General features: G+C 37.5%; 24 protein-coding genes. 7 read left to right on the top strand and 17 right to left on the bottom strand.

The genetic code is table 11. The annotated features are described in order from the left end of the window. Positions 1-48: 48 nt before the first annotated feature. The 3 genes from nhaC to MHB55_RS00740 form a co-directional block, all read right to left on the bottom strand. Positions 49-1488: a Na+/H+ antiporter NhaC gene (gene nhaC / locus MHB55_RS00750; protein ID WP_144538303.1), complete on the bottom strand. Its 1440-nt coding sequence runs from the start codon at positions 1486-1488 to the stop codon at positions 49-51. Between the two features lie 92 nt (positions 1489-1580). Further along, positions 1581-2684 (bottom strand): amidohydrolase, encoded by a 1104-nt coding sequence (locus tag MHB55_RS00745; protein ID WP_144538573.1) that lies wholly within the window; start codon positions 2682-2684, stop codon positions 1581-1583. A 53-nt stretch (positions 2685-2737) separates the two neighbouring features. Next, complete coding sequence (locus tag MHB55_RS00740; protein ID WP_144538302.1) at positions 2738-2932, bottom strand: YwbE family protein; 195 nt, start codon at positions 2930-2932, stop codon at positions 2738-2740. Positions 2933-3170: 238 nt separating this feature from the next. Between MHB55_RS00740 and MHB55_RS00735 the strand changes: the two genes are divergently transcribed. The 4 genes from MHB55_RS00735 (at position 3171) to MHB55_RS00720 (ending at position 4917) form a co-directional block, all read left to right on the top strand. Beyond that, positions 3171-3611, top strand: coding sequence for a peptidylprolyl isomerase (locus MHB55_RS00735; RefSeq protein WP_144538301.1), 441 nt, complete (start codon positions 3171-3173; stop codon positions 3609-3611). A gap of 223 nt (positions 3612-3834) precedes the next feature. Continuing rightward, complete coding sequence (locus tag MHB55_RS00730; RefSeq protein ID WP_186318151.1) at positions 3835-4008, top strand: hypothetical protein; 174 nt, start codon at positions 3835-3837, stop codon at positions 4006-4008. A gap of 376 nt (positions 4009-4384) precedes the next feature. After that, on the top strand, positions 4385-4576 hold the full coding sequence (locus MHB55_RS00725) for a hypothetical protein (protein WP_144538300.1): 192 nt from the start codon (positions 4385-4387) through the stop codon (positions 4574-4576). Positions 4577-4707: 131 nt separating this feature from the next. Next, complete coding sequence (locus MHB55_RS00720) at positions 4708-4917, top strand: YjcZ family sporulation protein (RefSeq protein ID WP_144538299.1); 210 nt, start codon at positions 4708-4710, stop codon at positions 4915-4917. A 181-nt stretch (positions 4918-5098) separates the two neighbouring features. On the opposite strand, the gene MHB55_RS00715 is transcribed toward MHB55_RS00720, so the two are convergent. The 3 genes from MHB55_RS00715 to MHB55_RS00705 all read right to left on the bottom strand — a co-directional run bounded on the left by MHB55_RS00715 (position 5099) and on the right by MHB55_RS00705 (position 7663). After that, entirely contained in the window at positions 5099-6208 is a 1110-nt protein-coding gene (locus MHB55_RS00715; protein WP_186318150.1) for a DUF1648 domain-containing protein, read from the bottom strand. A 2-nt stretch (positions 6209-6210) separates the two neighbouring features. Beyond that, positions 6211-6594, bottom strand: a complete 384-nt coding sequence (locus MHB55_RS00710; RefSeq protein WP_144538297.1) for a GntR family transcriptional regulator — start codon at positions 6592-6594, stop codon at positions 6211-6213. Between the two features lie 424 nt (positions 6595-7018). Then, positions 7019-7663, bottom strand: a complete 645-nt coding sequence (locus tag MHB55_RS00705; RefSeq protein WP_144538295.1) for an FMN-dependent NADH-azoreductase — start codon at positions 7661-7663, stop codon at positions 7019-7021. Between the two features lie 250 nt (positions 7664-7913). On the opposite strand from MHB55_RS00705, the gene MHB55_RS00700 reads away from it, so the two are divergent. Further along, complete coding sequence (locus MHB55_RS00700) at positions 7914-8117, top strand: hypothetical protein (RefSeq protein WP_144538294.1); 204 nt, start codon at positions 7914-7916, stop codon at positions 8115-8117. Between the two features lie 72 nt (positions 8118-8189). On the opposite strand, the gene MHB55_RS00695 is transcribed toward MHB55_RS00700, so the two are convergent. From MHB55_RS00695 to MHB55_RS00665, 7 genes are all read right to left on the bottom strand, one after another. Then, entirely contained in the window at positions 8190-8627 is a 438-nt protein-coding gene (locus tag MHB55_RS00695; RefSeq protein ID WP_144538293.1) for a GNAT family N-acetyltransferase, read from the bottom strand. Between the two features lie 270 nt (positions 8628-8897). Next, positions 8898-9842 (bottom strand): oxygen-dependent tRNA uridine(34) hydroxylase TrhO, encoded by a 945-nt coding sequence (gene trhO, locus MHB55_RS00690; RefSeq protein ID WP_151111798.1) that lies wholly within the window; start codon positions 9840-9842, stop codon positions 8898-8900. A gap of 444 nt (positions 9843-10286) precedes the next feature. Continuing rightward, the gene (locus MHB55_RS00685; protein WP_255475358.1) at positions 10287-10415 is read right to left on the bottom strand and encodes an endonuclease/exonuclease/phosphatase family protein; all 129 of its coding nucleotides are present in this window, start codon (positions 10413-10415) and stop codon (positions 10287-10289) included. Between the two features lie 127 nt (positions 10416-10542). Next, positions 10543-11904 carry an ABC transporter substrate-binding protein gene (locus tag MHB55_RS00680; RefSeq protein WP_151111800.1) on the bottom strand — a complete coding sequence of 454 codons (1362 nt, stop codon included), beginning with the start codon at positions 11902-11904 and terminating at the stop codon, positions 10543-10545. A 34-nt stretch (positions 11905-11938) separates the two neighbouring features. Further along, positions 11939-12751 carry a carbohydrate ABC transporter permease gene (locus tag MHB55_RS00675; RefSeq protein ID WP_144538289.1) on the bottom strand — a complete coding sequence of 271 codons (813 nt, stop codon included), beginning with the start codon at positions 12749-12751 and terminating at the stop codon, positions 11939-11941. Next, positions 12748-13659 carry a carbohydrate ABC transporter permease gene (locus MHB55_RS00670; RefSeq protein WP_144538572.1) on the bottom strand — a complete coding sequence of 304 codons (912 nt, stop codon included), beginning with the start codon at positions 13657-13659 and terminating at the stop codon, positions 12748-12750. Before MHB55_RS00670 ends, MHB55_RS00675 begins: the two co-directional genes overlap by 4 nt. Positions 13660-13679: 20 nt before the next feature. Beyond that, on the bottom strand, positions 13680-14810 hold the full coding sequence (locus MHB55_RS00665) for an ABC transporter ATP-binding protein (RefSeq protein WP_144538288.1): 1131 nt from the start codon (positions 14808-14810) through the stop codon (positions 13680-13682). A gap of 220 nt (positions 14811-15030) precedes the next feature. Between MHB55_RS00665 and MHB55_RS00660 the strand changes: the two genes are divergently transcribed. Continuing rightward, complete coding sequence (locus MHB55_RS00660) at positions 15031-15897, top strand: glycerophosphodiester phosphodiesterase family protein (RefSeq protein WP_191697326.1); 867 nt, start codon at positions 15031-15033, stop codon at positions 15895-15897. Between the two features lie 2 nt (positions 15898-15899). Here the strand turns inward: MHB55_RS00660 and MHB55_RS00655 are convergent, their stop codons facing one another. From MHB55_RS00655 to MHB55_RS00640, 4 genes are all read right to left on the bottom strand, one after another. Further along, on the bottom strand, positions 15900-16346 hold the full coding sequence (locus MHB55_RS00655) for a YaiI/YqxD family protein (protein ID WP_144538286.1): 447 nt from the start codon (positions 16344-16346) through the stop codon (positions 15900-15902). Between the two features lie 262 nt (positions 16347-16608). Beyond that, on the bottom strand, positions 16609-17691 hold the full coding sequence (locus MHB55_RS00650; protein ID WP_144538285.1) for an ABC transporter substrate-binding protein: 1083 nt from the start codon (positions 17689-17691) through the stop codon (positions 16609-16611). A gap of 12 nt (positions 17692-17703) precedes the next feature. Then, a complete protein-coding gene (locus MHB55_RS00645) occupies positions 17704-18483 on the bottom strand; it encodes an ABC transporter ATP-binding protein (RefSeq protein ID WP_144538284.1) in 780 nt (259 codons plus the stop codon). 4 nt (positions 18484-18487) lie between these two features. Beyond that, on the bottom strand, positions 18488-19315 hold the full coding sequence (locus MHB55_RS00640; protein ID WP_144538283.1) for an ABC transporter permease: 828 nt from the start codon (positions 19313-19315) through the stop codon (positions 18488-18490). A 122-nt stretch (positions 19316-19437) separates the two neighbouring features. Here MHB55_RS00640 and MHB55_RS00635 point away from each other — a divergent pair, with 122 nt between their 5' ends. Beyond that, entirely contained in the window at positions 19438-20787 is a 1350-nt protein-coding gene (locus MHB55_RS00635; protein ID WP_144538282.1) for a M48 family metallopeptidase, read from the top strand. Positions 20788-20884: the final 97 nt, after the last annotated feature.

Here is a 20884-nt window from a genome sequence, read left to right as displayed (position 1 = left end):
CACTTAAAAAGAAAAGGAAAGCTCAGCTTATCACTGAACTTTCCTTTTTTATGCTTCTGCAATCTCTTTGTTTAAAATCTCTTGCTTTTCTTCCTCTGAGATTTTCACAATGGAGAAACCTACTGCTGCATAAATAATAGATAGAATTGGCACTGTATAGTTTAATATAGCATATGGTGCATATTCAAAAGCACCTACCCCTAGTGTCCCTAATATGAAAACACCACAAGTGTTCCAAGGTATAAATACCGATGTCAAAGTTCCTCCATCCTCTAAAGCTCGTGATAAGTTTTTAGAGTGCAGTCCCATATTCGTGTACGCTTTAGAAAACATTCTAGCTGGTACAACGATCGAGATATATTGCTCTGAACAAGTAGCATTCGTTGTAAAACAAGCTAATATAGTAGCAGCTACCATAGAAAATGCTGTCTTTGCAAGCTTTAAAATCTGATTCATAATAGACTGAAGCATCCCTGAAAACTCAAGTATCCCACCAAAGGTCATTGCAACAATCGTCATTGACACCGTGTACATCATAGAATCTAACCCACCACGGTTAAAGAGTTCATCTACCATTGCGTTACCTGTTTCAATAACGTATCCACTTTGAAGAGCACTAACAGCTGAAGCCACGTCTCCTCCTTGAACAAAAATCTGAGATAGGAATCCTAGTAAAATACCAACTACTAAAGCTGGAATAGCAGGTACCTTTAGAGCAACTAATACAATTACTGCTAACGGAATTAGCAATAACCACGGTGATATAACAAAGCTTTGATCAAGCACGCCTATTGTTTGCTGTATGCTTTCCTGATCAATGCTGCTGTTTTTATATTTCATTCCTAATAGACCATAAGCTACTAACGCAATAACTGCTGCGGGTATAGTAGTGTAAAACATATGTCGAATATGTACGAATAAATCTGTTCCTGTAAGACCAGCCGCTAGATTGGTTGTATCGGACAACGGTGACATTTTGTCTCCAAAATAAGCTCCAGAGATAACTGCTCCAGCTATCATAGCAGCCGGAATTCCCATACTTAAACCGATTCCCATACCTGCAACCCCAATTGTCCCCATCGTGGACCAAGAGCTACCAATTGCAAGCGATACTATCATACAAATCACACAAATTGTAACTAAGAAGAAAGCTGGCGTTATGATTTTTAGTCCGAAATAAATCATCGTAGCAACTACACCACCGCCGATCCATGCTCCTATGATAAGACCTACCAATATAATGATGACTACCGCTGGAAGCGCTAGTTTAATCCCCTTGTACATCATTTCCTCGACTTCATCCCATTTAAAGCCATGTTTCCAAGCAACAAATGCTGCTATGATTGTACCAACTATTAACGGAATGTGAGGCCCTTGCTCCAACTTAACTACAGTAATAATCATTGTTAAAATCATTACTAATAAAGGCGTGATCGCCCATATCAAGGACATTTCTTTTTTCTCTAATGGTTTCTTTTCTTCTACCATACCAATTCACCCCTTCGCGACTTGTTCAATAATTTACAATTGTCGTTTATTAGTCGCTATTAGGGATATATTAATCTTTTATTAAAATTACGTCAATCTTTTTTAGCAATTTTTAAAAGCGCTTTCATAAGCACTTGAGCACCGATATAGAGGGCTTTGCGATCAAAAGTCATATGAGGATGATGAAGACCAGGAGAAAGGTCTGCTCCTATGCCAATCATTGCAGCCTTTAATTTCGGCTGTCTAATCGTATAAAAATGGAAATCATCACTACCAGATGTGATTACCTCTTCTGCTAGGTTCTTTGTTCCAATCGCTTCAATGATACCTTCTCTAGCTATTGAAGCGGCTTCTTTTGAAACTTCTGCTCCAGGAGTAATATCTTGCCACTCCCATTCTATTTCTATATCAAAAAGCCCTTGAAGAGAAAGTAAGTGTTTCTCAATTTGCTCTTTCATTTGTTTAAGCACATTGTTTTTTTGAGCACGTGCATCGATCGAGAAGCTTGCTGTACCAGGGATAATATTGGAACTTTCCCCACCAGCCTGTATTTTCGTCAGTTTTGCAGAGTATGCCTCAAAAGGAGAAAAGTATAGGTTTTTTAAGGATTGATGGATTGCAACTGCTACATCAATCGCATTCTTTCCTTGATGAGGTCGAGCTCCATGTGCATCAATCCCTTTAATTTTCCCTTCAAGGAACATTGCTGCACCGTGGTGTATCGCTGGTGCCACCTTACCAAAAGGTAGCTCTTCCACGGGTCTTAAATGCACTCCAAAGAGATGGGTAACATCCTCTAGTGCCCCTCTATCAATCATAGAATTCGCACCATTTCCCTTTTCCTCAGCAGGCTGGAATATAAAGCGAATACGTTTATCCAGCTTTGAATCCTTCAATAAAAGAAGAGCTCCTAAAACCATAGAAATATTCGCATCATGACCACAAGAATGATTTGCTTGGTATACTCCATCTACCTCCTGCCATAAAGCATCGATATCTGCACGAATTGCAATCACTTCTTTTCCCTCGCCTATTTCTGCCAAGAGACCTGTTACATCATCAAAACGTCGGTAAGGAACTTCTAGTGAATCAAGGATTTCAGCAATTTTATTGGTTGTTTCGAATTCCTTCCAGCTTACTTCCGGATATTTATGAAAATGTTCAAACCACTCTAATATTTGAGATTCTACCTGCATCTTTTCTCGCTCTCCCTTTACTGTCAATGTATGTATAGACCCCTATTGAGTCTTTATTTTATAATTTCGCAGACTCTGCCTATTTGACCGTCCGTCAATCTTACTTTAATGCCGTGTGGATGAAAGGATGAATTCGTTAAAATATCTTGAACTACTCCCTTTGTTTTATTGCCTGAGCGCTGATCCTTTTTTAAAATTATATACACTTCTAGTCCTGCATGAATATCTTTTCTATTTTGTCCGTTCATATAATTCACCTCTTTTTGTATCGTACCACTTTCATGCTGTGCTTACATCCATTTGTTTAATACTATATACATTTTAAGAAAGAGATTACCACACCCATCAGCTGATATTTATATAAATTTCAGCTGAACCATGTTGTTTGCTTCCAATCACTCGGCTTTGCAGTTATGTTCTTTGGAAAAAGCTAGAGTTCATGCTATACTGTGAAAGAATTTTTTATTACAAAAGGAGTGTTTTATAATGGCGAAAAAAGGTTATTTCCTTATGGAATCTGGGGACAAAATTGAATTTGAATTATATCCAAACGAAGCACCAAACACAGTAGCAAACTTTGAAGAATTAGCTAACAGTGGTTTTTACAACGGTGTAGTATTCCACCGTGTTATTCCTGGCTTTGTAAGCCAAGGTGGAGATCCAACTGGAACAGGCATGGGCGGTAGCGGCAAAACAATCAAATGTGAAACTGCTGGAAACCCACACAAACACGAAGCAGGTAGCCTTTCTATGGCTCATGCAGGAAAAGACACTGGCTCAAGCCAATTCTTCATCGTGCACGAACCACAACCACATCTAAACGGTGTTCACACTGTTTTCGGTAAAGTAACAAGCGGTTTAGAAGCTGCAAAAGCTATGAAAAATGGCGATAAAATGGAAAAAGTTGAAGTGTTTGACGAAGAGTAAGTAAATAACAGACAACTGTTTAGGCTTTGGAATTTTTGTTCCAAAGCCTACATTTTTCTAGTTATTTGATGTATGGGAACAGATACAAAAAATGAACATCTCTGTGATTTTTATTCCATACGTTCTCTTTCCCCCAGCAAGATCCTTCTGCACCATTCTTTTTTCTATTTCATATACATAATTATCTCTACCCCACCAAGTACTTCGTTTAGGAGGTTTTAGCATGAAGGATTTTCATTGCTGTGCAACTTGTATTCATTTCATCAGTGAAAAAACGAAAAATGGAATGTTTTATAAATGCAAACGGTTGGGCTTTCAAACTGCGCCCACATATAAATTTAATTGTTGGAACCCGAAAGAAAACGTTCGAAAGCTGATGGAAAAGGAAAATCAATAGATACCTATATTTAAAAGTGAACGACTGCTACCAGTTACCATAAATTAATAGCCGAATAGAGAATCCTTAATTGGCTCTTATTAAACTTCCGAGAGCCTGCTTTGTAATATCATATTTTAGACAACGTTATTTAACTCCTCCATAGCTCCAATCTGTAGATTTTGATTCTACACACAAAGTTCTCCATTAATCACTAAAAATAAATATCATTTTGTAACATATTTACTTTCATAGTTATAATTGTTTGTTTTTAAAATAAATGGTCGTTATATTACAATAAAATAACAATAAGAATATAAATTTGTATATTTATTCCTTTCCATTATTTTTGTTGATATAATCATATACATAAAAAGTCATAGTCGGAGGTGTACCTATGTTTCTTATTACCCGTCAATCAAATGGTACAACAGAGACCTTGAAAAATTCCAATAGCCAATTAGATAAATCTTTTACGAACTATGAAGATGCACATAACTTCGTCCAAAAGCTAAATCAAAATATTATTCCATCTAAACATTGGACGGTTACAGAAAATATGAAAGAGGCGAAGAACGAACAGTTATAATAACTGCTCGTTTTTTTATTTTCATTTTTTTCTTCTATTTTAAAAAAATATGGAGAACTACCACATATTCCTCAGTCTAACCATAATTCCCCACATAAAATAAGATAACTCTTAGCGAGGAGGTGTTAATAATGAGTTATTCAAATTATTGTGGCGGCTATGGTGGTGGTAATACTGGCGGATATGGCGGTTACTGTGGCAACACTGGCGGTAACGTTGGTGGAGTCGGCTTCGGATCAGGATTCGCTTTATTAGTAGTATTATTTATTCTTTTAATTATCGTAATTGGTACTTTTGGATATGGTAACGGCGGCGGTAATGTTGGCGGTGAATCCTGCTAAGTAAGGATTCCTGTACCTCCTAGTTATTTCGTTTTCATTCATGAGACGGGCTTATAGCCTGTCTCTATTTACATAAAGTATAATTGTTATAAACAAAGGGGATTCCTATATCCTTTGTCTCTTTGTATATGCGCAATATAAAAATAATCCCTAGAGCATTTTATACTCTAGGGACATCGTTTTATAGAAGAAACGAAATTGCAAGAATGAGTAGAATGGGACCTAAAATAAATAACCAGGCTAATGGTCTTGCAAAGTTAATGGACCAACCGACTCCAAAGCGTTTTTCCACAAAAATGCTAGGGTCGTCTTTGTTAATATAGAAAATACCGCCCTTCCAAAACTGATCATCGTCTACAGATGTAATATGACGATTTACTTCTGCTTCATCCTCTACTACTTTTATACGTGAACCACCTTGCCCAATTTTTATTGTAAAAATAGCAACGCTAGCAAAAGCAAGTACCAAGAATCCAAGTGGGAGGACAAGCATAACTATCGAGGAGGCTATTTCAGGATGAATGGTTTGTAACTGAAAATACCCCATCATCAAAGTAATCCCTACCGACATGACAAAAGAAAGCCAACTTGAATATTTTCGAAATGCTAGCTGCTGCTTTACAGAAGTTTTTTTGTTTCGAGGGCTTATACTTGTTCCTGACAATTTAATCCCCTCGCTTGTAAATAAAAACATTCCCTGAACAACCAATAATATCAATGGAAGAGAAATGGCAGTAAAATAACTTTTCTTACTAAATGCATCTGCTTCCCCTGTTGGACCCCAATGAGTAGGAATCAATTCCGGCATCTGTGGATATTTCATAATTGTATAAACGATAAGTCCGATTGTTACAACCATCGGGACGATAAACGCCATTTTTGGAAGTAATTGAAGCTTTTCATGGAATTTCAAATCCACTACTCTCACTTCGTTTTTATCAGAGTACCAACGACGTTCCTCTTTTAACTTCTTCATTCTTGTATGCATGATAAAGTAATAAGCGATACTCAAAAAAAGAACAACAAATTGAATCCCCACACTAACAAGGGCAAGAGTCTCCTCTGCAGGCTTTTGACTGATCGCCCATACTAGATAGACCGCAAAGATAGCTAAGCCAACCGAGAGAACGACTCCGGTATATCTTTTTTTTAGTAGAATTATTTCCTTATCCTTTGCATGCTGATCTGGAACATTTATACCGAAGATGAGTGTTGGCTTTAAAAATACTGGAATGAATGCCTGTAATATCGTAATAAATAATAGAATAAATCCAAATAACAATAAAATCATCATTACCCCTCCTTAATATGTTGAACAAGCTCTCTTACCATCACAACCATTTCTTCCTCTGAAAGCTGTAATACCATTCCCTCCGCTAATAATGGGCGAATCTGTTCTGCAAGTAATTGCTGTTGTAGTTGTGTTGCTTTTTCCATTCCTTTTGGCCGCACAATGACCCCAGATTTCGGGACAATTTGAATGAAGTCCTTTTCTTCTAAAAGGTGATACGCTTTGTTAACTGTATGCATATTCATCCCCAAATCTGCTGCAAAACTTCTTACAGATGGTAGAGAATCCCCTGGCTTTAACTCACCCCTAGCCATGCCTTCTATCAATTGTTGAGCTAACTGTAAATAGATCGGTACGGATGAATTTGGTTTTATCTCTATAAACATATTATGCCTCCTATTTACGTTGTTCTATTAATATTATAACACACTGTTCTATGTATAGTATATCAAAAATAATTGAGCATTATCCTGTGTTAGTTGGATGGTTCCTGGTTGTTTTACGACAATTGATCACTGGTTTACTACAATTGGAGCTTATTTTACGACAATCAGACACTAGATTACTACAATCAACCGGTAGTTTACTACAATCCCATTCTATGGCGAACGCTTCCGCCTGGTTTACTACAATCAGAGCTTACTTTACGACAATTAGCCACTGATTTACTACAATCACCCGATAGTTTACACAATCCCCTCCTATGATGAGCGCTCTCAACCGTCTTTCCTACATTTCACTTAGCTTATTTCCGCATAAAAATAAAGCCGCCAAGGTCGCTTAAGGACCTTGACGGCTTTATATAATTGATTAGGCTTTAACTGCTAAGTCTACTAAACGTTGAGCAGAAGCTTTTACTTCTTCCATACCTGAAGAAATGATTTCTTGTGCTTTGTCAGGCATTGCGTTATGACCTTCAATAATTACTTCATCAATAATTTGCATACCGAAAACTCCACCAAATACTGCGCGCATGTAGTTTACAGCCATTTCCATTGGTGCTGCCTCAGGTGTAGAGTAAATACCACCGCGAGCGTTTAGGAAGATTGCTTTTTTATCTGTCATCAATTGAATCATGTTGCCTTGCGCATCATATTTAAATGCAAAGCCTGCAGCATATACATAATCAATGAAAGTTTGTAATTTAGCTGGAATAGTTAGATTCCATAATGGGAATGCAAATACTACAACATCTGCAGCAGTTAATAAATCCATTGCTTTTTGTTTAGCTGATAACAAGCGAGATTCAACATCAGTTAACTCTCCACCATTTTGTACTTTACCGAAAGCATTGAAAAGATCTTGTCCAAAGTATGGAGTGTCTTCTTCATATACGTCATAAACAGTTACGTTTACGTCTTTACCTTCAAGCTCAGCCATGAATGTTTCATACATTTTACTTGAAATTGCCTCTGTTGCTGGACGATTATTTGCTTTTACTACTAATACGTTCATTTTAAAACTCCTCTATATATCTATATGTTTTTTTAGGTTTTATTTATCTCACTTTCGAGACTTCTCTATATTATATTAATATAAGGTGACTGTCAAAAAGTTAGCTCATGTTAGTTATTTGATCATTACAATAGATTTCTCCAGAATATTTGCAGCTATACCAAATAAATTATTCTTATTTTTCATCCATTTGGAAACTTTAACTATTCCTGTATTTGTTATACTATTTATACAAAGGGAGGTGCCATGCTTGGAGGATATTATTGCTATATTTATTTTTTCTGCTATTGGCTTATCCTTGCTTAGCGTAATTGCTATTGGAGGCTACGTAACAGTAAAACAACAGCAGCATAAGCAAAAGGAATTAGAGATAGAGCTTTTGCGTTTAGAAAATGAAGCTTTTATGCTTTTGGAGCGAAAAGCTATACGAGAAGGAAAACAGCTGGAGGAATAAATGGAGTCAATAAATAAAAAAGGTGCTCCTTGTAAATACCTTCACAAAGAGCACTATAATTGGTTTGAGTTATTATAATCCTATTACATGAGTTGTGTCCGGAGATCTTCGGTCAAATATAAAGCCGTTTGCCCGATAAAAAGCATCAGCTTTTGTTGATTCGGTTTTAGTAGTGATTTCGTTGAATTGGCCTTTTGCGCCTACTAAAATTACTTTAAATAGCTCACTCCCGATTCCTTTTCTTCGGTAATCAGGCAAAGTATAAAATCGGTGTAATCTAGCAGAGTCTGATCCCAAGATATCACGATTCAGGCCACCAATCGCAACTAGCTCTTCTGCTTCCCAAGCACCATACAGTGCTTCTCCCTGTTCACTAAATCTGTTTGTACCATCCTCATATTCAGATGCCAGTCTGGAGACAAAACGATACCCTTCTTTTTCGCTTTCTTCAATTAGCTTGGATACGTCGACCTCTTTCAAATCAGAAATTCTTCTCACTTCGATTGCCATATACGTTCCTCCATTCTATTATAAAAAACGAACTCCTAGTATCTTTCTAGATAAGACCACTAAACCCCTTTATACCTATTATTATATTTTGTTTCCCACTATATTATACAGTCACAGATTATACATCAATGGTGAATCCTCTTGTACAGTTTTTCCATATGTTTCGCATTATAATGGAGACAATATGTTTACACATTCTATCTTGCTCTAAAAATGAAATATTATAAAAAAACCATGCTAATTAAATAGCATGGTTGATCAAAAATTATGTTAAATAGCAGCTAATCTAGCTTCTACTTCTTCTTCAGTTAAATTATGTTCTACAATATAGCGATTTCTTGGGTGCACACGACACTCATGTGAACAGCTACGAAGATATTTGTGTTCATTTTCTTCAGAACAAAGAATTTTGTCATTACAGTCTGGATTTGCACAGTTTACATATCGCTCGCAAGGTTCTCCAGTGAAATGGTCTTTCCCTACCACTACATGCTCGACTTGGTTAATCGGCACAGCTATACGCTCATCAAAAACGTACATTTGGCCATCCCACAGCTGACCACGAACCTCTGGGTCTTTACCATAGGTAGCAATACCGCCGTGTAATTGAGCAACGTCTTCAAATCCTTCTCTTACTAACCAGCCAGAGAATTTTTCACAACGGATTCCGCCAGTGCAATATGTTAATACCTTTTTACCTTCAAACAATTCCTTATTGTCATGAATCCATTCAGGAAGATCACGGAAGTTACGAATATCCGGACGGATTGCCCCACGGAAATGACCTAAGTCAAACTCATAATCATTACGAGCATCTATCACTATTGTATCTTCTGCTTGCATTTGCTCATAAAATTCTTTTGGAGACAAATATTTTCCTGTTAATTCATTAGGATTGATGTCTTCCTCTAATCCTAAATGAACAATTTCACGCTTAGGTCGAACGTGCATTTTTTTGAATGCATGTCCATCCGCTTCATCTATTTTAAACACCATATCCGCGAAACGATTGTCCGCTTTCATCATGTCCATGTATGCGTCTGTTTGTTCAATTGTTCCGGAACAAGTTCCGTTAATACCTTCGTTCGATACTAAAATACGCCCTTTTAACCCAATTTCCTTACATGCAGCAAGATGTTCTTGTGCAAATATTACTGGATCTTCAATCGGGACATATTTGTAGTAAAGTAATACTCTGTATGCATTTGTGTCCATTTTTTACTCCACCTTTTCAAATTTTGTCCATCAATTTATCATAACAAATTAAATGTGAGAAGTTAAATAGTTAGTTTTATCAAAATTTGACCACGAGGAGTTTTCCATGTAATGCTACAGGCTTGAATCTCAAGTTCGCTCGACAAAATTTCCAAGAAACTTGGTGAACGGTCATAAATATTTTTATCCGGTCATAAAACCTCGTTGAACGGTCATAAAAAAATCTATCCGGTCATAAGTCTATACTCGCTGGGTCTAAACGGGATTCTTTTACTTGTTTTCATTGATTTTTCATTCTTTCATTAACATTTATAATATCTAATTGGATATTTACTCAAGATAGCTAGTCCTTCATCTGGAGAATCAGGATATTCGTTAAAAATACCATATGGATATCCGATAGTGTTTGCTATATACTGAGCGACATTTAAATTCTCACCTTCTTCAATACGCCATTACTTCCTGTAAAGAAATAATATCAGGATTTACTTTTTTTATTTCTTCACAAATTGCTATTAATCGGTCCTTCCACATTACTTGCTTATTCCAAATATTAAAGGTCGCTATTCTCATTACTTCTCCTATGGTATTTTGTATTTGGCTGTCACTTTTAAAGGAATGTCTTCGTTTAGACTTAAATTGATTCTCTCTTTAACCATAAAACAAGCAGAAAGCTTTTGCTCTCTGCTTGCTTTCTTATTTATTTTGTTTTGTTAGCTATATCGATTGCTCGATTAGTTCCTTCTGCTGCAGCATCTAGCGCTTCTTTAGGATCCATCCCTTGGTATAGATTCTCTAAAGCTGTGACGATTTGCTGACGAGATTCTGGGAAAACCGAGATTAAAGCTCCCTGAGTAGCAATAGAAGGCTCCGTGCTTTGAAGCTGCTCCACCGTTACTTTTAACTGTGGCATCTCTTCCCAAGCTTTTTTTACGATATCTTCTTCATATGCGGATGGGTTGATCGCAAAGTAACCTGTATCTAAATGCCATTTTGCTTGGACCTCTGGAGTAGTTAGATATTTCATGAATTCCCAGGCCGCTTTTTGCTCAATTTCTGCGATTCCCTTAGACATCCATAGAGATGCCCCTCCGATTACAACACCTTTACGATCTACTTCATCTGCATAAGGAATGTATGCTGCCCCTACTTCAAATGGTGCGTTATCAATGATTCCACGTACACCTGCGGAAGAATCCATATACATAGCCACTTTCCCTGATTGGAAGGCAGCTCGGATGTCATCCCAGTTCGTTCCGAAGTTACCAAATGTGCCAGCTTTATTCATTGTATTTAGGAATTCAAATACACGTTGACCTTCTTCTCCGTTGAAAACTGCTTCGGTTGCGTCACCTGCGCGGCCATTTTCTTCATTTACATACAGTCCACCTTGTGTCGCTACTAGCTGCTCGAAGAACCAGCCGTATGTCAGCATAGAGAAGCCCTTCATTTCATCTGTTTTAAGCTTAGCAGCTGCATCAATTACCTCTTGGAAAGTTTTAGGAGGATTCTCAGGATCTAAGCCAGCTTCCTTGAAAGCATCCTTGTTATAAAGCATTACCGGTGTAGAAGAGTTAAACGGCATAGAGTATAATTCACCATCTAAAGAATAATAATTTAAAATGTTTTCCTCTAATTGAGACAAATCATAGTTATCTTCATCGATAAATTTTTGCATTGGCTCGATGAATCCACTTTCAATCATATATTTAGTCCCTACCTCAAACACCTGCGTTATGGCTGGAGCATCTGCAGTACCACCAACACTACGAAGCTTAGTTAATGATTCTTCATAAGATCCTTGGAATTCTGCCTTAACTTCATAGTCATCCTGTGATGCATTAAAGTCTGCGACAAGACTGTCTAGAGCAGTCTGCCCTGATCCTGACATAGCATGCCAGAAGGAAATGACTGTTTTACCTTCTTCTGATTTTTCAACATCTTCATCGCTTTTTTGCACAGGTTCTGTTGACGATCCCTCATCACTATTTGTACAGGCAGCTAATGCTAGAATACCTAATAAAATCATGAACAACCACGTAAACTTAAACTTCTTTCCCATTTCATACACCTCTTTTTTTAGTTTGGAACAACTGTTATTTTAAAGCCCCTTGCGTTAACCCCTTTTGCAATTGCTTTTGTCCTAAAAACAATAGTAATAGTGTTGGAATAATAACTACGATTACCCCTGCCATCACCACCCCCCATTCTGTTGCAACCTCTTGCGACTGCAACTGCTTCAAACCAATTTGTACCGTTCGAACGGAATTATTGGTTGTAACTAACAGCGGCCATAAATACATATTCCATGTTGTTAAGAACCCATAAGCTCCTAGTGTTACTAAACTAGTTTTAGAAACTGGTAGAATCACACGTATGAAAAAAGCGAATCGGCTCAGTCCTGCAATTTGAGAAGCCTCATGTAGCTCCTTCGGTATTGTTTTGAAGTGCTGTCTGAGTAAAAATGTCCCGAATGCTAATGCAAAGAATGGTAGTGTCATACCTTGATATGTGTTAATCCAATTCAGATTTTGAATGGTAAAGAAATTGGGTATCATCGTCGCTTCCCAAGGTATCATCATTGTGGAGATAAACAGGAAGAATACAAAATCCCTTCCTTTAAATGGGATAAAAACAAATGCATAGGCTGCTAGACTACAAACAACTAGCTGCCCTAGCATGACCCCAAACGAAACAATAAAGCTGTTGATCAAATAATTTAACAAAGGCAGGCGATCAAACACCTTCACATAATTATCAAAGCTAAAGGTAGAAGGGAGGAATTTTCCCTGTAAAATTTCTCCTCCAGTCATGAAGCTTACCATTAAGGCATAGATAATTGGGAAAAACATAATAAGGGCAGTAATGATCAATAAAAAATAAACGACGGAGCGCTTAAATATTCTCATTGGTAATGCACCTTCTTTTCACCTAGCTTAAACTGTAATATCGTAACGATTAAAATACATACAAACAAGAACACTGCCTGCGCACTTGCTGTACCGAATTGGTAGTTAACAAATGCCTCTCGATAAATGGAATACACTATAAGATTAGTAGATTGGGAAGGTCCACCCTTCGTTAAAATATCCACCTGTCCAAACGTTTGAAATGCATTAATGAGTGAGATCGTAATGATAAAAAACAAGGTAGGAGATAACATTGGAATAGTTATTCTTCTCAAACGATACCAATAGCTTGCTCCGTCAATACGTGCACTTTCATATAAGTGCTCATCAATATTTTGTAGTCCTCCTAGCAATATCAGAAAGCAGAAGCCTGTGTTCAACCATATAGTAGTCAATGACACAGATAGCAATGCCCATGTCGGGTCTAGCAGCCATTCAACTTGTGGAAGATTTAAAATGGCAAGCACTTTATTGAACATTCCAATACTCGGATGGAACAGGAATAACCATACAACAGAAGACGCTGCCACAGAAACTCCCATAGTAGAAGCATAGATCGTACGGAAGAACCCAATTCCTTTTAGCTTTTCATTGGCAAGGAGTGCGAGCCCTAGCGCTATAATAATTCCTGTAGGAACTGTATACAATACAAATAGGAATGTGGCCTTTATACTATTTAGAAATGCTGACGATTCAAGCAAATACGCATAATTTTCAAGACCAACAAATACTGCAGCCTCTCCTGCTTGATTGGTTAAGAAAAAGCTTAAATAAATTGTTCGAAACATCGGATAAAAAACAAACACAGAAAATAATATAATAGATGGCAATAAATATAGGAGAGCAGTCCGGGCATCCAATGAACGCTTCCAAATACTTTTCTTTTGCTTCGATTTAGCGGCTGTCATATGCTTCGATTTCACTACTGTCATACGAATACCTCTTTACCAAATACATGGTTTTCTACATCAGAAGGTTTTTTAATAATCTCCTTCGTCACGCTATCAAAGAAACAAAAGGAATCATAATTCATAATTACTGGAATTTTATCACCTACAGCTATTTGCCATTGGCCGCTCCATTTTACTTGCCATTGCTGATCATTCAATAAAAATGAAAACACCGTTTCATTTCCTAAAATCTCGACATTTACAATTTCGACAACTACTTTTTCCTCAATAGTTGATTCCTTAGTTGCGGCTTTAATATGTTCCGGACGGATGCCAACAATTACATTGTCTGTGAGGTAATGTGCGTCCTCAGCAGGCACTGGGATAGTAATTAAATCATTCAATACAATAGCGTGCTTCTCTTTACTTCCAACGCCTTCGGCAATATTCATTGGTGGTGAACCAATAAAAGTAGCTACAAATGGATTAGCTGGATTATTATAAATATCAATTGGCTTGCCTATCTGTTGAATGGATCCTTCATGCAGAATCATAATGCGATCACCCATAGTCATCGCCTCAATTTGGTCATGTGTTACATAGATCATTGTAATTCCAAGTCTGCGTTGAATCTGTCTTATTTCCGATCTCATATGTGCGCGAAGCTTCGCATCTAAGTTGGATAATGGTTCATCCATTAAGCAAATTGGTGCTTGGTTTACGATAGCTCGAGCAAGAGCAACGCGTTGTCTTTGCCCTCCTGAAAGCTCTCTCGGCTTGCGCTTTAAGTAATCAGAAAGTCCAAGCATCTGAGCAACTTCCTTTGTTCGATTAGCCCGTTCTTCTTTAGAAATTTTCTTTACGTGCAAACCAAACTGGATATTTTCCTCCACAGTAAGATGAGGATATAAGGCGTAATTTTGAAATACCATGGACAAATCACGCTTACTTGGAGGTAAATCATTCACTTCCTGCTCACCAATTTTGAGCACTCCTCCTGTTATCTCTTCTAGCCCTGCGATCATTCGTAGCATTGTACTTTTTCCACACCCCGATGGCCCAACAAGTACAAAGAATTCCCCTGGTTCAATCGTTACGTTAATATTAGAGATAACGCTAGATTGTTTGTCATACGACTTAGAGATGTCAATCAGTTCTACTCGCTTCAAAAGATTTCCCCCATCCTCTATTCAATTATGTAACTATAAACATTAGGTTTATAGAGTTTACTATGAAAGCTAGCAAAAAATGATTCTATTCAGCTTCCATAGTTATGTTATCTTTTCATAACTATATTACTAAACCGAATATTCTAAAGTAAAGAAATTTACAATTTTTACAGAATATTTACTTTTAGATAAAAAGTTTACATCTTTGGAGGACATATTTATGCGCAAAAGTAGTTTAATTTTATTGATTTTCATTGTGCTCATTGGCGGATGTAAAGGGAGCGAAGTAACACCTATTGCTTCAGATGAGTTTTTTGTCATCGCGCATAGAGGGGCATCCACCTATGCACCAGAGCATACAATGGTAGCTTACGAGGTTGCTGAGCAACTAGGTGCGACCTATATTGAAATTGACCTACAAATGACCAAGGATGGCTCCCTAATAGCCATGCATGACGAAAAAGTGGACCGAACCACAGATGGGGAAGGTTTAGTAAAGGACTTCACATTAGAAGAATTAAAAGAATTGAATGCAGGAAAGTGGTTTAATGATGCGTATCCAGAATTCGCTAACGAAGTGTATGAAAAGGTTCGAGTTCCCACACTAAGAGAAATATTTGAGAATTTTGGGGATAGAGTAAACTATTATATTGAAATGAAGTCCCCAAAAATATATGAGGACATGGAAGAAGAATTGCTTGCTTTGCTAGAGGAATATAACTTGCTAAATCACCAATCGGAAATACCAAAAGTGATCGTTCAATCCTTTAATCGTGCTAGTTTAATAGAGTTTCATGAGCTGGAGCCAAGTATCCCCCTTATTCAATTGCTCAGCTATAAGGAGAAAGCAGAGCTAACCAACCAAGAGATTAAAAGCTTAAACATCTATGCTAGCGGCATAGGTGTAAACGTGAATGCCGTGGACGGTACCTTTATTCATGAAGCCCAGGAAAATGGGTTAAAGGTTCATCTGTTTTCCCTTAAAAGTGAAGCAGACATAAAAAAAGCCTTGATTTACAAGGCTGATGGTATTTTCGCAGATGCTCCCAATATAGCAATAGACATTTTACAAAATACCGAGGATTAAATCTATTGCTTTAAAGCGTGCTCACAAATTCGCTTAAAATGTATTTCAAACTTTTCATTATCTTCTCTTTGACGTTTCCGTGGTCCCTTCGTTCGACCACCTGCTTGTCTGATTTTTTTAGATATATGTCTACTATCTAACAGCTGATCTATGTTTTCTGGTGTAAACCATCTTCCATTTTGGTCTATCGCAAAGCCTTGCTTAGCTAGAACCATCGCTGCTAATCCATAATCCTGGGTGACAACAATGTCGCCCTTTTTTACTTTATTTACAAGCACAAAATCCACCGCATCCGCACCTTTAGAAACCATGACTGTTTCTGCTCCTTCTCTTTGCATATAATGTGCGGTGTCACATAATAACGTTACCTTCAAATTGAACTGTTTTGCTATATCTATCGTTAAGTCCACTACTGGACAACCATCTGCATCCACTAGTACATTCACCATGTCGAGCACCCCTATCAGCTATTTATCCCTCATTGTATACTAAATGAGCATTTTTATGAATTTAGGAAACAACGCTTCTAGCTTAGCTTATAAAAAAACGCTAGAATCTACTTGCAAAATTTCTGATTTTTGCTTTTACAGAAACTCTCCACTTCCTTGGGCAAGCAGACTTTTTATATCTTAAAGTAGAAAAAGCATTACAATTCTTTTTAAGTTAAAAAGGTATGAAGAAGTATATCTCCATACCTTTTGTCGATTGGATTTATTTATATTCACCAAGTATTTCTACTGCTTTTTCTGTGATGGAGGTATCTACTGCTTTATCAAAGTCTACATCTCCACTAATTGCACCATTTTCTTTGTATGCATCATATTGCTTAACAACGTCATCTAAAAACATTTTACCATCAGGGTCTAAGCCTGTGACAAATACCTTTTCCCATAATGCAGGGTCCTTTAAGGAAGTATGCTTTGTCATGATTTCAATGATTTCCGCTTTTCCTTCCCCTTTTATAAAGGCATCATTATAATCACGAACTCCTTTTAGATAAGCAGCCATGAATCGAAGGGATACATCTTGTTCCTCACTCATAAATTGAGGAGATCCTAAAACCATCGCTATTTGAGATTCCGGTGCATAATCCGTTGCATCTCCAAAACGCTCATGGAATCCATTTTCAATTCCCTGCGTGATTAATGGTTCAATTTGAAGAGCAGCATCTATAGATCCATTTTCAATGGCACCAAGCATGCTCCCGAAATCACCAAGCAGTACAAATTCCACGTCTTCCTGCGTCAAACCTGCGTGCTTCAGCATTTCTAGATAAATATATTCATCGATCGAGTTTTTGGAGGAAACGGCAATACGCTTTCCTTCAAAATCCTTATACTCCTTGATGACGTCCTTCATATGGTTTCCAATGACGAAAGTGAAATACGATTTACCTGGGACGTTATGACCCTTATCTGCAATAATTTTCACATCAATTCCCTGCGCAATGGCATTAAAAAATGAAGCAGTAGAAACTCCACCAGCGATATCTACGTCCCCCGAAGCAAGGGCAGGAAGCATCTCATCACTATTTGCAAATTGGGCAAATTCTACTTCAATATTGTAGTCCTCAAAGTAACCTTTCTCCTTGGCAATGTAAAAGCCTGCTCCTGAGGCAGCACCATCCTCGGCTATAATTACTTTCGCTTTTTTATCCAGTGGAGCTAAATCTCCAGATGGGTTATCCTTACTGACTTGATCGTCAATGCTGCCAGAACTTTCTTTTTCCTTCGAACTACAAGCACCAAGTAATAGAATAGTGGACGCAAATAGTATGAACCAGCGTTTCTTCACAACTTTCCTCCTTTATTTTCTCGATTTTTGAACTTCTTGCTGTAAATGATTCCATATAGATATAAATTGTTCAGCCATCTCTGCATTTGCCCTAACCTGCTCCATCGTACGTGGTCTTGGCATAGGAACTTTTATCTCCCTAACAATCTCACCTGGATGAGAGCTTAATAATACTATCCGATCACTCAGTAACAACGCCTCATCAATGCTATGAGTGATAAATAAAACAGTTTTTTTATTTTCAGACCAGATAGATAATAATTCTTCCTGCAGTATAAATTTGTTCTGTTCATCTAAAGCAGCAAATGGTTCATCCATTAAAAGTATTTCTGGGTCATTGGCAAAAGCCCTAGCGATACTAATCCTTTGCTTCATTCCTCCAGAAAGCTCCTTTGGATAAAGCGTTGAAAAGTTAATTAATCCTACCTTTTTTAAGTAATAGTCAGTTTGCTTCTTTACAAACTCCTGAGGTAGATGCCTCATTTTTAATCCAAAGGCGACGTTTTCTTCAACTGTCAGCCACGGAATAACTCCTTTTTCTTGAAAAACCATGGATTGTAGAGGACGGTTGCCTGCCTCTGCATCAATTGAAAAAGATCCAGAGCTCGGTGTTTCAAGTCCAGCAAGAATTCGTAGAAGAGTTGTCTTTCCACACCCACTTGGTCCAACTAAACAGATGAATTCCCCTTCATTTACTTGAAGGGAAATGTTCTTTATAGCCGTGACACTGTTATTTTTTTTATAGAAAACCTTAGTCATGTTATCAATCGATATTTTTACTTTGCTACTCATTTACTCACCTCCATGGTACGATTCTCTTTTGCAGTCCACGCAGGAGAAGGGAAAATAAAAACCCAAAAAAAGAAATGAGTACTAAACCAACGAACATTTCTTTTAACATGAATGCCTTATAAGAGGTCCATATTAAAAATCCAATACCGGATGTAGCTCCCATCATTTCTGCTGCAACGATGGTTAATAATGCGATTGCCTGCCCCATTTGAATGCCCTCTAGCATCACGGGCAAGGCTCCAGGAAAAGCAATTTTTACGAAGAAGTTCTTTGGACTTGCCCCATAATTTTTAGCTACGTCCAAATGTACTTGGTCTATGTTCAACACACCAGCAACTGTATTAATAACAACAGGAAAAAATACACTTCCAGCAATTGTTACTACTTTAGAGAAGTCTCCAATACCAAAAAGAATAATGATAATTGGCATTAAAGCGAGAGTAGGAATTGGCATAAAAGCCATGACAATTGGAGATATAAAATGTCGAATAGGTGCATACAATCCCATTAACAACCCGATGACCACTCCAGGAATGACACCAAGCAGGAAACCCATCGCAATTCTATAGAGCGAAACTGATACATGGGTCCAGAGCATCCCGTTTGTAGCTAGTTCAAAAAATGTCGATACTATGGCTGAAGGAGGAGGGAAAAAGCGAATATCTAAAATTCCCGTTCGCGAAAAAACCTCCCAAAGGATTAAGATGAGTATTGGTGAAGTAATTGTTAAAAGTTGCTTACCTCGTTCTCTTAGTTGTTGCTTTTTCCATTCCTTTTGTTCCGTTTCATAAGGCTCGTAATCCCTGTCTACAAGCCCTTTTTCATCGCGCATCTTTCACCACCTCTTTCTAAAAATAATATGTCGAATGGCGAAAATGTGTGAAAGAGCCTATAATGAAAATTGACTTAAATTGTAGTATTTGTTAATTTAATATCATCAAAAGGAGGAAGAATATGACAGACAAACAGTTAAGATCTAACCGAGAATTGCCATATTTTATTTTATGTATCCTATTTAGTCTGCTAATTTATGTTATAGCTATAGCAACTATTTTTGGGGTTGCTATTTTTGTAGTCTTGTTTTTAATCAGTACATATGCACTTATTATGCATCTCGGCTATGTTAGGGCAAATGGAATTCGAATTAGTGAAAGGCAATTTCCTGATGTGTATGAACGCATAACACGTATGTCTCACGATATGAAACTAAAACGTGTACCGGATATATTTGTGGTTCATTCCGAGGGGGCATTTAACGCATTTGCAACACGCTTTTTAGGAAAAAATATGGTTGTTCTATATTCAGAAGTTTTTGAGCTTGCTAGAGAGCAGGGCGAAGCAGAGCTTGATTTTATCATCGCCCATGAGCTTACACATATTAAACGAAATCATATATGGAAAAACATTTTAATCATGCCAGCTCAATTACTTCCATTTCTTTCACAAGCTTATAGCCGTGCTTGTGAGTATACATGCGACCGCCAAGCAGCTTATTTCATCCAAGACGGGGCAGCAGCTAAGCGTGGACTGACCATTTTGAGTATTGGAAAGGAACTTTATAAAGAGGTAAATGAGGATGCATATTTAGAACAAATTTCGACGGAGTCTAACGTAATTACATGGCTTGGTGAAATACTTTCTTCCCATCCAACAACTCCTAAAAGAGTCCAAGCAGTCGGGCATTTTATGCAGGTAGAAGGAACTCCTACCTATTATCCTAACGCAAACAAAATAGCTCTTGGAGTTGGTGCCCTGTTTGGTATTTTCTTCATTGGTTATTTTGGAATCATAGCTATAGTTCTAGCAGGATCTCTAACCTATGCTAGTATTTTCCCTGAAGATTTTTTTGAGAATGAAGCAGCATTAAATACTTCTGTTTCAGAGGAGTCAACAGTTGACGCATCCTCCGCACCATTACCAATGGAATCCCTTAATATGACTCCTTTAATGGAAGCAGTTGTGAATGGCGATTATATAACGGTTCAGGAGCTTGTAGCCAGTGGAGTTGATTTAGAGGAACGAGATGCAGAAGAAACAACCGCTTTACATCATGCAGTATATGCAAACGATACCAGGTTAGCATATATTTTACTCGAAGCTGGAGCTAACGCTAATACAGAGGATCTCTATTCAAACGCTCTAACTGCTTCTTTTTATGAAGATAACTACGAATTGGCAGCCTTATTACATGTGTATGGAGCCGATCCTACTAAGATTGATCCAGAAGGATACTCTGGGACTAATATTCTAGGGGTTAGTGAGGAACAATTCGCAGATACAGTAAAAGGGTTAATCCCAGAATAATTTTATAGTAGACCATTAAAGGGCGCTACTGGAGATAGGAGAAATACAAAAGCAACTTTAAAAGCCTTCAGTTGAAACAGTCTTCTTATATAACATT

It is taken from the genome of Psychrobacillus sp. FSL K6-1267 (assembly GCF_038003265.1).
Taxonomy (GTDB): Bacteria; Bacillota; Bacilli; order Bacillales_A; family Planococcaceae; genus Psychrobacillus; species Psychrobacillus faecigallinarum.
The sequence above is the reverse complement of the archived record's forward strand: the minus strand, read 5'-3'. Positions and strand labels throughout refer to the sequence as shown.